Origin of the sequence: Noviluteimonas caseinilytica (genome assembly GCF_018406605.1) — a bacterium.
Taxonomy (GTDB): Bacteria; Pseudomonadota; Gammaproteobacteria; order Xanthomonadales; family Xanthomonadaceae; genus Noviluteimonas; species Noviluteimonas caseinilytica.
On the sequence record NZ_AP024545.1, the window covers coordinates 859,292 to 872,125 of the forward strand.

Annotated in this window: 11 protein-coding genes; 5 read left to right on the forward strand and 6 right to left on the reverse strand. The window is 68.0% G+C overall.

Features of this window, described 5'->3' with window-relative positions; translation table 11 throughout:
* Nucleotides 1-4: 4 nt before the first annotated feature.
* Nucleotides 5-862, reverse strand: coding sequence for a disulfide isomerase DsbC N-terminal domain-containing protein (locus LYSCAS_RS04290; protein WP_213436001.1), 858 nt, complete (start codon nucleotides 860-862; stop codon nucleotides 5-7).
* Between the two features lie 130 nt (nucleotides 863-992).
* Nucleotides 993-1,943, reverse strand: a complete 951-nt coding sequence (xerD, locus tag LYSCAS_RS04295) for a site-specific tyrosine recombinase XerD (protein WP_213436009.1) — start codon at nucleotides 1,941-1,943, stop codon at nucleotides 993-995.
* A gap of 716 nt (nucleotides 1,944-2,659) precedes the next feature.
* On the opposite strand from xerD, the gene LYSCAS_RS04300 reads away from it, so the two are divergent.
* Nucleotides 2,660-3,130: an RDD family protein gene (locus LYSCAS_RS04300; RefSeq protein WP_213436012.1), complete on the forward strand. Its 471-nt coding sequence runs from the start codon at nucleotides 2,660-2,662 to the stop codon at nucleotides 3,128-3,130.
* Here LYSCAS_RS04300 and lptG read toward each other — a convergent pair.
* On the reverse strand, nucleotides 3,127-4,290 hold the full coding sequence (gene lptG, locus LYSCAS_RS04305) for an LPS export ABC transporter permease LptG (RefSeq protein WP_407075173.1): 1,164 nt from the start codon (nucleotides 4,288-4,290) through the stop codon (nucleotides 3,127-3,129). The genes LYSCAS_RS04300 and lptG overlap by 4 nt on opposite strands.
* A complete protein-coding gene (gene lptF / locus LYSCAS_RS04310; protein ID WP_213436016.1) occupies nucleotides 4,224-5,321 on the reverse strand; it encodes an LPS export ABC transporter permease LptF in 1,098 nt (365 codons plus the stop codon). Before lptF ends, lptG begins: the two co-directional genes overlap by 67 nt.
* 120 nt (nucleotides 5,322-5,441) lie before the next feature.
* Here lptF and LYSCAS_RS04315 point away from each other — a divergent pair, with 120 nt between their 5' ends.
* From LYSCAS_RS04315 to LYSCAS_RS04330, 4 genes are read left to right on the forward strand one after another with little or no spacing between them, the layout of a single operon-like run.
* Nucleotides 5,442-6,920 (forward strand): leucyl aminopeptidase, encoded by a 1,479-nt coding sequence (locus LYSCAS_RS04315; protein ID WP_213436018.1) that lies wholly within the window; start codon nucleotides 5,442-5,444, stop codon nucleotides 6,918-6,920.
* A gap of 3 nt (nucleotides 6,921-6,923) precedes the next feature.
* A complete protein-coding gene (locus LYSCAS_RS04320; RefSeq protein WP_213436020.1) occupies nucleotides 6,924-7,349 on the forward strand; it encodes a DNA polymerase III subunit chi in 426 nt (141 codons plus the stop codon).
* Between the two features lie 48 nt (nucleotides 7,350-7,397).
* Nucleotides 7,398-10,163: a valine--tRNA ligase gene (locus LYSCAS_RS04325; protein WP_213436028.1), complete on the forward strand. Its 2,766-nt coding sequence runs from the start codon at nucleotides 7,398-7,400 to the stop codon at nucleotides 10,161-10,163.
* A gap of 19 nt (nucleotides 10,164-10,182) precedes the next feature.
* Nucleotides 10,183-11,262 carry an acyltransferase family protein gene (locus tag LYSCAS_RS04330; RefSeq protein WP_213436030.1) on the forward strand — a complete coding sequence of 360 codons (1,080 nt, stop codon included), beginning with the start codon at nucleotides 10,183-10,185 and terminating at the stop codon, nucleotides 11,260-11,262.
* Here the strand turns inward: LYSCAS_RS04330 and LYSCAS_RS04335 are convergent, their stop codons facing one another.
* Complete coding sequence (locus LYSCAS_RS04335; RefSeq protein ID WP_213436032.1) at nucleotides 11,263-11,910, reverse strand: ABC-type transport auxiliary lipoprotein family protein; 648 nt, start codon at nucleotides 11,908-11,910, stop codon at nucleotides 11,263-11,265. It abuts the gene before it with no gap.
* Nucleotides 11,907-12,833: an MlaD family protein gene (locus tag LYSCAS_RS04340; protein ID WP_213436034.1), complete on the reverse strand. Its 927-nt coding sequence runs from the start codon at nucleotides 12,831-12,833 to the stop codon at nucleotides 11,907-11,909. The genes LYSCAS_RS04335 and LYSCAS_RS04340 overlap by 4 nt, the downstream gene beginning before the upstream one ends.
* Between the last annotated feature and the right edge of the window lies 1 nt (nucleotide 12,834).

A 12,834-nucleotide genomic window follows, 5' to 3' on the forward strand; every position in this document is an offset into this window, starting at 1 on the left:
CCGATCAGCGCGAACCCGCCGCGCCCGCCGCCACCGGTTCCACCTGGCCCTGCTTCACGGCCTGCTTGCCGGCGGCGTGTGCATCGAGCGCCGCGCGCAGGCGGTCCGGCGGGAGGTAGCCACCCAGCTCCGCGCCGTCCTGGGTGAGCACCAGCGGGGTCCCTTCCAGGCCCACGCGGCGGCCGACGTCGTATTCCATCGTGACCGGGTTGGTGCAGGTCTTCGCCGGGATCGGACGGTCGTTCTTCGCGTCGGTGAGCGCGCGGCGCGGATCGGTCGAGCACCACACCGAGACCATCTTGTTGAAGTCCGGGCTGCCCAGGCCCATGCGCGGGAACGCCACGTACTGCACGGCGATGCCCTGCTTGTTGTATTCGGCGATCTGGCTGTGGAACTTGCGGCAATAGCCGCATTCCACGTCGGTGAAGACGGTGACCGTGTACTTCGGGTTGGGCGGCGAGAAGACGATGCGGTCGCGGATCGGGATGGTCTTCAGCAGGTCGCGGCGCACGCCTTCCATCACCGGTTCGCCGAGGTCCTTGCGCGTGGCGATGTCGAACAGCTTGCCCTGCATCAGGTACTTGCCGTCGTCGCTGATGTAGAAGACTTCGCCGGCGACCACGGCCTGGCGGAAGCCGGGGATCGGCGCCGGGCCCACGCGGTCGACCGACACGCTGGGGTTGATCTTGCGGATGGCGGCGCGCGCGCGGGCTTCGGGCGTGCCGGCGGCGTAGGCAGGTTCGGTGACCGGCGCAGGCTTGGATTGCGCGCCGGGCTTGGCCGCGGTGGCCGGTGCCGCGCTCTGGGCGCAGGCGGACAGGCTGAGGGCGACGCCGAGCAGGGTGAGGGGAAGGCGCTTCATCGGGATCCTGGGAATCGAAGGGAGGCCAGCGGGGGCTGGTCGACGCGCCGGATTCTGGCACGACGGCCGCGACGCACCAGTACCGGCGGTCACGCCTTCGCACACGCCTGGCCCATTCATGCCGCGGGATTCATCCCCTCGGGTGATGTTTCGCGTGCAGTTTCTGGAGATGTTCGCGCGCGACCAACGTATAGATCTGCGTGGTCGACAGCGAACTGTGCCCCAGCAGCAGTTGCAGCGCGCGCAGGTCCGCGCCGCGGTTGAGCAGGTGCGTGGCGAAGCTGTGGCGCAGGCCGTGCGGGCTGATGCGGCGCGGATCGATGCCCGCCTTCACCGCGTACTGCTTCACCAGCATCCAGAACTTGTGGCGCGACGGCGGCTCGCCGCTGTGTTCGAGGAACAGGGACGCGAGCGCGCGCTTGCCCGCGATCTTCGGGCGCGCTTCGGCGAGATACCGCTCGAGCCAGTGCTGCGCCTCTTCGCCCAGCGGCACCAGGCGTTCCTTGCTGCCCTTGCCCATCACGCGCAGCACGCCCTGGCGCAGGTTGAGTCCCGTGGAGGGCAGGTTGCACAGCTCGCTCACGCGCAGGCCACAGGCGTACATCAGTTCGAACATCGCGCGGTCGCGCAGGCCGATCGGGTCGTGGATTTCGGGCGCGGACAGCAGCGCATCGATTTCCGATTCCGAGAGCGCCTTCGGCAACGAACGCGGCAGGCGCGGCGGATCGATCAATGCCGTCGGATCGTCCGCGCGATCGCGGCGACGCACGCAATGGGCGTAGAACGCGCGCAACGTGGAGAGCAGGCGCGAGTTGCTGCGCGCGGAATAGCCGGCGTTCGTGCGTTCGGCGAAATAGTCGAAGAGCACCGCGCGATCGGCGGTCGCGATGCCGCCGCCGCGGCCGTCGCGCCAGCGCGCCAGGCCTTCCAGGTCGCTGCGATAACTTTCGAGCGTGGCCTGCGCCACGCCGCTTTCGGACCACAGCGCATCGAGGAATGCCGCGATCGCCGCTTCGTCGGCCGCGTTCACCGGGGCGCGCTGCAGGGCGATGGCGCGAAGTTCGGACGGCTTGGAAGGCATGGCGACAGATTAGCGCAGCGCTTTGGCGCGGGCGCGCCAATGCGCTCCCAAAATTTTGCTGCGCAAAACTTTGGGCCCCGGCCCTGTACACCCACATTCCCCCGCGCTGTCGCGCCGCCCCCTTTGACTCAAAGGGGGCTCTCCATCGATGGGAAGCACCGAAACGTTTTGTTCGCAAATTCTGTTGCGCAAGCAAAGCGCCAGCCAAACAAGCTTCATAAGCAGCGCGCTGCTTTCGCAAACCGAATTTGCAGACATCAACGTTGCGGTGAGGCGCACCGCACGCCGAGCCAATCCCGCGCAGCCGTCCATGGATGGACGGCGCCGATGCTCGCAGCCAAGGATGGCGAGGCAGCGGAGCGGGATTGGCTGGGCGTGCAGTGCGCCATCCGTCCGGGTGCAGCTGTTCGCCAGCCACTTACCGATCCGGTGCGAGGCACTACGCCTACGCAGCGTCGCAACGCTCAGGTCGCGAAGCGCTTCGACGTGATGAGGGTGATAGGTCCTTGAAGTGCGCCATGGATGGCGCACGGCCGGTGCTTGGAGCAGGGACAGCGGAACGCGCCGGGCAAGGACCTGTCGCCCTCATCGCGGCGGAGCGCCGGGCCGGAGGCGGTTGATGCGCTTTACGCTTTTGCTTCTGGATCCCCGCCTGCGCGGGGATGACGAGCGCAAGCCACCAGGACTGCCGAAAGCGCCGCGCTATCCTTTCGCCCATGACCGATGCCCCGACGCCCCGCCGCCCCACCCTCGTCTTCTGGCGCCTGCTGGCCCTGGTGTACGACGTCTTCCCGGTGGTCGCGCTGTGGATGCTGGCGTCGCTGGCCTTCACCCTCGGCTACACGATCGCCGGCCACGACCCGCACCAGAACATCGCCGCCTTCAGCCCGCTGCAGTGGGTGTTGTGGGCCGTGTGCTGGTTGATCGGCGGCCTGTACGCCGTCCTGAGCTGGCACCGCGGCGGGCAGACGCTCGGCATGCGTCCGTGGCGCCTGCGCGTGGTGGATGCCTCGGGCGCCCTCGCCTCGTGGCGCGCGCTGTGGATCCGCTATGCAGTGGGCGCGGTGTCGCTGGCGCTCGCGGGCCTGGGCTTCTGGTGGGCGTGGATCGATCGCGACCGCCTCACCTGGCACGACCGCGCCAGCGGCACGCGCATGGAACGCATGCCGCCGCGCACGAAGGCCTAGCCCGACCGTCGCCGGAACAACAGCATCGACGTCCCCATCATCACCACCAGCGGCAACAGGTAGGCGATGCGGAAATCGATGTGGTAGGCGCGTGCGAGGTTGCCGAACAGCGTCTGCAGCATCCAGAAGCCGAGCGCGAACACGATGCCGATGAACAGGCGCTTGCCCAGCCCGCCGCTGCGCAGCGAACCGAACGCGAACGGCACCGCCGCCAGGCACAACGCGAGCACGTTGAGCGCGTAGAACCAGCGGCTCCAGTAGATCTCTTCGAAGTCGAGCGAATCCAGGCCGTTGCGCTTGAAGTAGTCGATGCTGTTCTTCAGTTCCTTCGACGGCAGGTAGCGCGGGCGCGTGACGCTGGCGGCGAGCGCGGCGTCGTCCAGCTGCGTCTTCCAGCGTTCCTCCGGGATGTGTTCCTGCCGCACCGAGGCATCGTCGAATCTCGTGCGCACCACGTCGCGCAGCAGCCAGCCGGACTGGCGATGCTCGGCGACCGCGGCCTGCGCGATCGAGGCCAGCCGCCCGCGTTCGTCGAACTGGTACAGGCTCACGTCGCGCAGCTCGAGCCAGTGGTCCGCGCCCGACGTGCGCTGCTGCCCGGTGTGCGCGTTGAGGAACATGTCGCCTTCGCGCGCCCACACGCCCTGGTACTGCGCGGAGATCGCGTTGTTGGACTTGGCTTCCGACTTCACGTTGTCGGCCTGGCGCTGGCCCCAAGGCGCGAGCGTTTCGCCGTTGACCACCATCAGCAACGTCAGCAACGCCAGCGCGAGCGCAACCGCACCGCTCAGGCGACGGCGCGACAGGCCCACCGCGCGCAACGCGGTGAGTTCGGAACTGGCGGCCAGCTGGCCCAGCCCCATCAGCGCACCGACGACGGCCGCGGTGGGGAACAACGTGTACGCACGGCGCGGCGCGGTGTAGAGGATCGACACCAGCGCGTGCATGAAGTCGTAGCGGCCCGTGCCGATGTCGCCGAGTTCGCCGATCGTGGCCTGGATCAGGTCCAGGCCGAGCACGATGCCCCACGTCGCGAGCACGGTGACGATCACCACGCGCCCGATGTAGAGGTCGTGGATCTTCGGGAACGGCATCATGCCGACGCTCCCGCGCGACGCAGCTTCGGCGTGGACATCTTCCCGTCGCGCACGTACAGCCAGGCCGCGAACGCGAGCAGCGGCAGGAACAACCACCAAAGACCCAGCGCCGCAGGCGACTTGCCTTCGGAAATCCACTGCGTGCCGAGGATGGTGAGGTTCATGCCCACGAGGTATCCGAGGAAGGCCATCAGCACGCGGCCGTAACGCGCCTGCCGCGGCGCGCTGCGCGCCATCGGCACCGCGATCAGCGCGAAGGCGAGCGCCAACAGGATCGGCGCGATGCGCCAGTGCAGTTGCGCGGCGGCTTCGGGGCGCGCGTCGGTCAGCAGGTCCAGCGTCGATTCCAGTTCCGGATCGTTCTTCCTGCGCTTGATGTCGGCGTCGGGCAGGCGCAGTTCGTTGCGCTTGTAGCGCATCAGGCGGTAATCGCGACCGGGGCCGGCCGGGCCTTCGACGCGGAAGCCATCGTCCAGGCGCAGGTAACGCGTGCCGTCGCGCTCCAGGTACAGCGACCCGGACGCCGACGTGCTCACGTCCACGCGCTCGCCTTCCAGCCGATGCACGAACATCTGCGTGAAGGTGCGCCCGTCCGCGCTCATGCCGCCCACGTACACGATGCCGCCGTTGTTCGGCAGCGCGGTGAACTTGCCGGGCTCCAGGCCCGTGATCAGCAGGTTGCGGTTGGCCTCGTAGACCATCTGGTCGCCCAGGCGCTTGGCCGACGGGCCCAGCCACAGGGCGCACACCGCGATGACCGCCACGACCGGCAAGGTCACCATCATCAGCGGACGCAACATGCGGCCCGGGCCGATGCCGATGGAGGCCAGCACGGGCATTTCGGAATCGCGATACAGCCGGCCCAGCGCCAGCAGCAGGCCGAGCATCAGCGACAGCGGCAGCAGGATGGGCAGGAAATCCACCAGGCGCAGGCCCAGCTGCGAGAGCAGCAGGCCCGCCGGGACCTTGCCGCGCGCGATCTCGCCGAGCAGGTCGGCGAACACGCCGCCCAGGCTCACCAGGCCCAGCACCACCATCGCGGCGAATACGGATTGGGTGAATTCGCGCGTGAGATAGCGGTCAAGCTTGGGCATCGGGCCTCGGAGATCGGTAGACTTCCGCATTCGTTATCCGGGCGATTGTACGGGACTGCCTCCGCGGTCCCACGTCTTCCCGGCTTCCCCCGACACGACGTTACGTTCCCGGATCCGCTGATGTCCCTCGAATTCACGCTGTCCTCCGCCGCCCCCGCCGGCGCCGCCACCGACTGCATCATCGTCGGCGCGTTCGCCGACGACAGCCTTGCCCCCGCGGCGCAGGCGCTCGACGCCGCCAGCGGCGGCAAGCTCGCCGCCCTGGTCGCGCGTGGCGACGTCAGCGGCAAGACCGGTCGCACCGCGTTGCTGCACGACCTGCCCGGCGTCGCCGCGCCGCGCGTGCTGGTGATCGGCCTCGGCGATCGCGCCAAGTTCGGCACCGCGCAATACCTCAAGGCCGTCGGCGATGCCGCGCGCGCGCTGCGCACGGGCCCGGTCGCCCATGCGTTGTTCACGCTGTCGGAAGTGCCGGTGCTCGAGCGCGACGCCGCCTGGAACATCCGCCAGGCCATCGTCGCCGCCTCGCACGCGTGCTACCGCTACACCGCCACGCTCGGCGCGAAGAACAAGAAGCGCGAAGAGACGGGCCTGAAGTCGATGGCGGTCGCCGGCGACGACGCGCATGCGCTCGCGCAGGGCAAGGCCATCGCCGCGGGCGTCGCGTTCGCGCGCGAACTCGGCAACCTGCCGCCCAACGTGTGCAACCCGCAATACCTCGGCCAGCAGGCGCGCGAATTCACCGCGCGCTTCGACAAGGCCGAATGCGACGTGCTCGGCCGCGACCAGATGGAAGCGCTCGGAATGGACTCGCTGCTTGCCGTTGCGCAGGGCTCGGCCAACGAGCCGCAGATGGTCGTGATGAAGTGGAACAACGGCGGCGACGCCAAGCCCTACGTCCTCGTCGGCAAGGGCATCACCTTCGATACCGGCGGCATCAACCTGAAGACGCAGGGCGGCATCGAGGAAATGAAGTACGACATGTGCGGCGCCGCGACGGTGATGGGCACCTTCGTCGCCGCGGTCGGCATGCAGTTGCCGGTCAACCTCGTCGTCGTCGTGCCCGCCGTCGAGAACATGCCCGACGGCAACAGCTATCGCCCGTCCGACGTGCTCACGTCGATGTCCGGCAAGACCATCGAAGTCGGCAACACCGACGCCGAAGGCCGCCTGATCCTGTGCGATGCGCTCACCTATGCGCAGCGCTTCGAGCCCGTCGCGCTGGTCGACGTCGCCACGCTCACCGGCGCCTGCGTCGTCGCGCTCGGCAAGTACGCCAGCGGCCTGATGAGCAAGCACGACGACCTGGCGAACGAGCTGGCCGCCGCCGGCGAAACCACCTTCGACCGCGCGTGGCGCCTCCCGCTGTGGGACGAATACCAGTCGCTGCTGGAATCCAGCTTCGCCGACGTCTACAACATCGGCGGCCGCTGGGCCGGTGCGATCACCGCGGGCTGCTTCCTCGCACGCTTCGCCGAAGGGCAGCGCTGGGCGCACCTGGACATCGCCGGCGTCGCCAACGACGAAGGCAAGCGCGGCATGGCCACCGGCCGCCCGGTGAACCTGCTCGCGCAGTGGTTGCTCGACCGCGGCGCCTGATTAGTGCCGCGCGCCGACTTCTATCTGATCGCCAAGCCGCGCTTCCGCGCCGAACCGTTGCGCCTGGTGTGCGAGCTCGCGCGCAAGGCGCACGACGCCGGCATCTGGACGCTGGTGCTGGCGCGCGATGCGGCGCAGGCCGAACAACTCGATGACCTGTTGTGGGACATGGGCGAAGACGCCTACATCCCGCACCAGATCGCCGGCGAAGACGTCGACGAGGAAGAGGCCGCGGTACTCATCGCGCCGCCCGGCGTCGATGCGCCGCTGCGCCCCATCGTGATCAACCTGCGCGACGGCGCGGTGGAAGGCGCGGTCGAACGCGTCCTGGAAGTCGTGCCCGCCGACGAAAGCGCGCGCGGCCCGCTGCGCGAACGCTGGAAGCAGTACCAGTCCCGCGGCTTCGATGTCACCAAGCACGATATGTAACCGCCGCGACGCGCGACAACCGATACACACGCCAGGCAGCACGCACCGATGAGCGACACCCTCGCCCCCAGCTACGATCCGGCTTCGTTCGAATCCCGCCTGTACGCGGAGTGGGAAGACGCGGGCGTCTTCCGCGCGCGCGGTGAAGGCAAGCCCTACGTCGTGCTGCTGCCGCCGCCGAACGTCACCGGCACGCTGCACATGGGCCACGCGTTCCAGCACACGCTGCAGGATGCGCTGGTGCGCTACCACCGCATGCGCGGCTTCGATGCGCTGTGGCAGATGGGCACCGACCACGCGGGCATCGCGACGGAAATGGTGGTCGCGCGCAACCTCGGCCGCGAAGGCCTGACGCGCGACGGCCTCGGCCGCGCCGGCTTCATCGACAAGGTGTGGGAGTGGCGCGAACAGAGCGGCCACACCATCGAACGCCAGATGCGTCGCCTCGGCACGTCGGGCGACTGGTCGCGCAGCGTGTTCACCATGGATCCGATGGCGGCCGATGCGGTCGTCGAGTCGTTCGTGCGTTTGCACGAGGAAGGCCTGATCTATCGCGGCCAGCGCCTCGTCAACTGGGATCCGGTGCTGAAGACCGCGATCTCCGACCTCGAAGTCGCCAACGAAGAAGAAGACGGGTCGCTGTGGTCGATCGCGTATCCGCTGTCCGACGGCAGCGGCACGCTGACGGTGGCGACGACGCGCCCGGAGACGATGCTCGGCGACACCGCGGTGATGGTGCATCCCGACGACGAACGCTATTCGCACCTGATCGGGAAGATGGTGAAGCTGCCGCTGACCGATCGCGAAATCCCCGTCATCGCCGATGCGTACGTGGATCGCGAGTTCGGCACCGGCGTGGTCAAGGTCACGCCCGCGCACGACTTCAACGATTACCTCGTCGGCCAGCGCCACCAGTTGCCGCTGATCAACATCTTCACGCCCGACGCGACCACCAACGACAACGTGCCGGAGAAGTACCGCGCGCTGGATCGTTACGTCGCGCGCAAGGCGGTGCTCGCCGATCTCGAAGCGCTGGGCCTGCTGCTCGAGACCAAGCCGCACAAGCTGCAGGTGCCGCGCGGCGATCGCACGGGCCAGGTGATCGAGCCGTACCTGACGGACCAGTGGTTCGTGAAGATGGACGGCCTGGCGAAGCGCGGCATGGAACTGGTCGAGAAAGGCGACGTGCAATTCGTCCCGCCGAACTGGATCAACACCTATCGCCACTGGATGGAAAACATCCAGGACTGGTGCATCAGCCGTCAGCTCTGGTGGGGCCATCGCATCCCAGCGTGGTACGACGCCGACGGCAACATCTACGTGGGCCGCGACGAAGCGGACGCGCGCGCGCGCAACAAGCTCGGCACCAACGTGCTGCTGCGCCAGGACGACGACGTGCTGGAGACGTGGTTCTCCTCGCAGCTGTGGCCGATCAGCACGATGGGCTGGCCGGACGAAGCGAAGATGGCCGACCTCGGCTTCGATCGCTACGTGCCGTCCTCGGTGCTGGTGACCGGCTTCGACATCATCTTCTTCTGGGTCGCGCGCATGATCATGGCGACCGACCACTTCACGGGGCGCGTGCCGTTCCGCGACGTCTACATCACCGGCCTGGTCCGCGACAAGGACGGCCAGAAGATGTCGAAGTCGAAGGGCAACATCCTCGACCCGATCGACATCATCGACGGCATCTCGCTGGAAAGCCTGGTCGCCAAGCGCACCACCGGCCTGATGAAGCCGACCGACGCACCGAAGATCGAGAAGGCCACGCGCAAGGAATTCCCGGACGGCATCGTCGCGCATGGCGCCGATCCGCTGCGCTTCACGATGACGGCGCTGGCCGGCCCCGGCCGCGACATCAAGTTCGACCTCGGCCGCGCCGAGGGCTACAAGAATTTCTGCAACAAGTTGTGGAACGCCACGCGCTTCGTGCTGATGAACACCGAAGGCAAGACCTTCGACGGCGCGCCGCAGCCGGTGACGGATGCGGAGAAGTGGATCCTCGCGCGCCTGTCCGAGGTGTCGGCGCAGGCCGCGACGCACTTCGCCGCCTACCGCTTCGACCTGCTCGCGCAGGCGTTGTACGAGTTCGCCTGGAACGAGTTCTGCGACTGGTTCGTCGAGCTCGCCAAGCCCGCGCTCAACGGCAGCGACGCCGCCGCGGCCGACAGCACGCGCCACACGCTGCTGCACGTGCTCGAGGCGCTGCTCCGCCTGCTGCATCCGCTGGTGCCGTTCGTGACCGAGGAACTGTGGCGCAGCGTGGCGCCGCGCCTGTCGATCGCTGCGTCGACGATTTCGCTGCAGGTGTATCCCGAAGCGCAGGACTTCCCGCGCGACGCGACGGCCGAGGCCGACGTGGAATGGCTGAAGGCGATGGTCTCCGGCCTGCGCCGCATCCGCAGCGAACTCGGCGTGTCGCCCGCGAAGCAGATCGCGTTGCTGCTGCAGGCCGGCACCGCCGCCGATCGCGCGCGCATCGCCCGCTTCGATGCCCCGCTGCGCTTCCTCAACCGCATCGAGCGCATCGAATGGATCGACGGCGAACCGCCGGCGTCGGCCGGTGGCCTCGTCGGCGAACTCAAGCTGTTCGTTCCGCTGGAGGGCCTGGTGGACCTCGGCGCCGAACGCACGCGCCTGGACAAGGAGCTCAAGCGCGTCGAAGGCGAACTGGCGAAGTCGACCAACAAGCTGGCCAGCGAGACGTTCGTGGCCAACGCGCCGGCGGCCGTCGTCGAACAGGAGCGCACGCGCCTGGCCGAATGGACCGCGCAGCGCGACGCCCTCGCCGCCCAGCGCGCGCGCCTGGCCTGAGGCGCAGCGCGTTTCCACGATGAAGCTGTCGGACTACGCCGTCGGGCGCGACAACAACTTCAACCTCGTGCGCTTCCTGGCGGCGTTCGCGGTGCTGTGGAGCCACAGCTACGCGATCACGCTGGGTCCGCAGAACCACGAACCGTGGGTGCGGTGGCTCGGCTACACGCCGGCGGGCGTGGCGGTGGACGTGTTCTTCGTCACCAGCGGGTTCCTCGTGTGCGCGAGCCTGCTGCGCCTGGACAACTTCAAGGCGTTCGTGAAGGCGCGCGCGTTGCGCATCTTCCCGGCGCTGATCGTGATGTCGCTGCTGCTGGCGTTCGTGCTGGGGCCCGTGTTCACGACGTGGTCGCTGCACGACTACTTCACCGATGCGAACGTCTACAAGCTGATCCTCAAGGACTCCACGATCCTGACGGGCGTGAAGTTCAAGCTGCCCGGCGTGTTCGACGGGCACCCGATGGACGAGGTGATCAACGGGTCGCTGTGGACGCTGCCGTTCGAGCTGCGCAGTTACCTGCTGCTCGCGCTGGTGTGGTGGGCCGCCTCGGCCGCGAAGCACAAGCAGCTGCGCTCGTTCGCGCGGATGATCGTGATCGGCACCACGCTGATGCTGCTGTCGTTCTGGGCGTCGCACCTGTACGGCTACAAGCACTGGCACACGTTCCGCCTGTTCTTCATGTTCTTCTGCGGCGCGGCGTTCTGGCTGTTCCGCGCGCGCATCCCGATGCGCACGTCGATCGCGATCGCGCTGGCCCTGCCGCTGGTCGCCGCCGCCGCGGTGCCGAAGTATTTCTTCTGGGTCTACCCGCTGGTCATCACGTACATCGTGCTGTGGTTCGCCTACGTGCCGCGCGGGTTCGTCCGCGGCTTCAACCGGTTCGGCGACTACAGCTACGGCATCTACATCTACGCGTTCCCGGTGCAGCAGATGCTGGTGGCGCTGGTGCCGGGCATCACGCCGGAGCGGATGATCCTGTTCGCGACGCTGGGCACGCTGCCGCTCGCGATGGCCTCGTGGCACTTCGTCGAGAAGCCGATGCTGGCGAAGAAGGAACGCAAGCGCGTCCCCGCGGCGGCGCCGGAAGCCGCCACGTAGTCATTTGACGACGGGCGGCCGCGGATGGGCCACGTCGTACTTCTGCGCTTCGATGAACGTCCAGCCGACGATGTCCTGCACGACGTTCGTCAGCGCCGTGTCGAACGCCGCGGCCACCGCGCCCACCGCCGTCCCGCCCGCGGGCACGCGCTGGCGGATGGTCTTCGTCGCGATGACGCTGTTCGTGCGCGGCGCGATCAGTTTCACCACCACTTCGATGTCGGCGTTCGGCGTGGCGCCGCCGGCGTAGTCGGATTCGAACCGGCGCAGGTCGAGCGCCAGTTCGTAGTCGCCGGCGATGCCCGTGCCGCGGCGGCCGACGCCCTGGATCTTCCCGCTGTCCTCGAAGGCGCGCAGCACCGCGTCCTGCACCAGGTCCGGTGCGGGCTCGGCCCAGATCGCGGCGTGGTAGACCTGCAGTTCGCCCGTCGCCGGACGCACCACGATGCGCGGCGAATCGATCAGCTCGTTGGCGTGCGGGCGCGTGATCTGCAACTGCCAGCGCACGTTCGGCCAGGACGGATCGGGTTGCACCGTCGCCTCGGGCGAATACAACGCGATGGGTTCCTTCTTCGGCACGATGCCGCAACCGGCAAGCGACGCCAGCGCCAGGACCAGGGCCGTGCGCGTCAGGATGGCGTGGTTCATTCGGGCACGAACTCCTTCGGTTGCTGGCGGCCGAGCACGTAGCCGGCCGGATTGTTGTCGAGGCGGCTGGCGACGCGGCGCAGGTCGCGCACGAGGCCACGCAGTTCGGTCAGCGCGGGTCCGACCTGCTGCAACCCGTTCTGGGTGAAGTTGGCCAGCGGCGCGCGGTTCTCCGCGATCATCGCGTTGGCGTTGCTGCTCACCGACTCCAGCTGCACCAGCGTGCGGTCCAGCTTGTCGACGAGCTGCGGCAACTGGCGGATCACGTCCTTGTCGAGGCGCTCGACGGCGCCGTTGGTGGTCACCAGCGTCACCTTGAGCTGTTCGCTGGCTTCGCGTGCGTTGACGATCAGCTGGCCGAGGTCTTCCTTCTGCGAGGCGACCGCGCCGGTGAGCTTCTGGATGTTGTCGAGCGAATCGGAAATGCGCCGCACGTTCTCCTCGCTCAGCACCTCGTCCATGCGCGTGACCAGGCGGTTGGCGGTGTCGGCGATGTTCTGCAGCGCGGAGGGTTCGGTGGCGATGGTCGGGACGATGTCGCGATCGTTGCTTGCCAGCAGCGGCGCATTCGGGCTGCCGCCGCTGAGCTGGATGAAGGTGGGGCCGGTCAGGCCGTCCTGCGAGATCTTCGCGTGCGTGTCGGTCTTGATCGGCGTGTCGGCGCTGATGCGTACTTCGGCGATCACCTTGCGCGGATCGTTGGGCGCCAGGCGCAGGCGCTGGATCGTGCCGACGCTGATGCCGTTGTAGCGGACGCTGCCGCCTTCGAACAGGCCGGTCACCGCTTCGTTGAACACGACGCGGTAATTCTTCCATTCGCGCTCGGACGACCAGTTGGCGGCCCACAACGCGAACAGCAGGCCGAAGATGCTGATCGCGATGGTGAACGCGCCGATCAGGACGTAGTTGGCCTTGGTTTCCATC

Bases quoted from the DNA above. Each gene is read 5' to 3' on its own strand.
- lptF (WP_213436016.1), bottom strand. From the start codon at position 5,321: ATGCCCAAGCTTGACCGCTATCTCACGCGCGAATTCACCCAATCCGTA.
- LYSCAS_RS04290 (WP_213436001.1), bottom strand. From the start codon at position 862: ATGAAGCGCCTTCCCCTCACCCTGCTCGGCGTCGCCCTCAGCCTGTCC.
- LYSCAS_RS04315 (WP_213436018.1), top strand. From the start codon at position 5,442: ATGTCCCTCGAATTCACGCTGTCCTCCGCCGCCCCCGCCGGCGCCGCC.
- LYSCAS_RS04325 (WP_213436028.1), top strand. From the start codon at position 7,398: ATGAGCGACACCCTCGCCCCCAGCTACGATCCGGCTTCGTTCGAATCC.
- LYSCAS_RS04330 (WP_213436030.1), top strand. From the start codon at position 10,183: ATGAAGCTGTCGGACTACGCCGTCGGGCGCGACAACAACTTCAACCTC.
- LYSCAS_RS04340 (WP_213436034.1), bottom strand. From the start codon at position 12,833: ATGGAAACCAAGGCCAACTACGTCCTGATCGGCGCGTTCACCATCGCG.
- xerD (WP_213436009.1), bottom strand. From the start codon at position 1,943: ATGCCTTCCAAGCCGTCCGAACTTCGCGCCATCGCCCTGCAGCGCGCC.
- LYSCAS_RS04300 (WP_213436012.1), top strand. From the start codon at position 2,660: ATGACCGATGCCCCGACGCCCCGCCGCCCCACCCTCGTCTTCTGGCGC.
- LYSCAS_RS04335 (WP_213436032.1), bottom strand. From the start codon at position 11,910: ATGAACCACGCCATCCTGACGCGCACGGCCCTGGTCCTGGCGCTGGCG.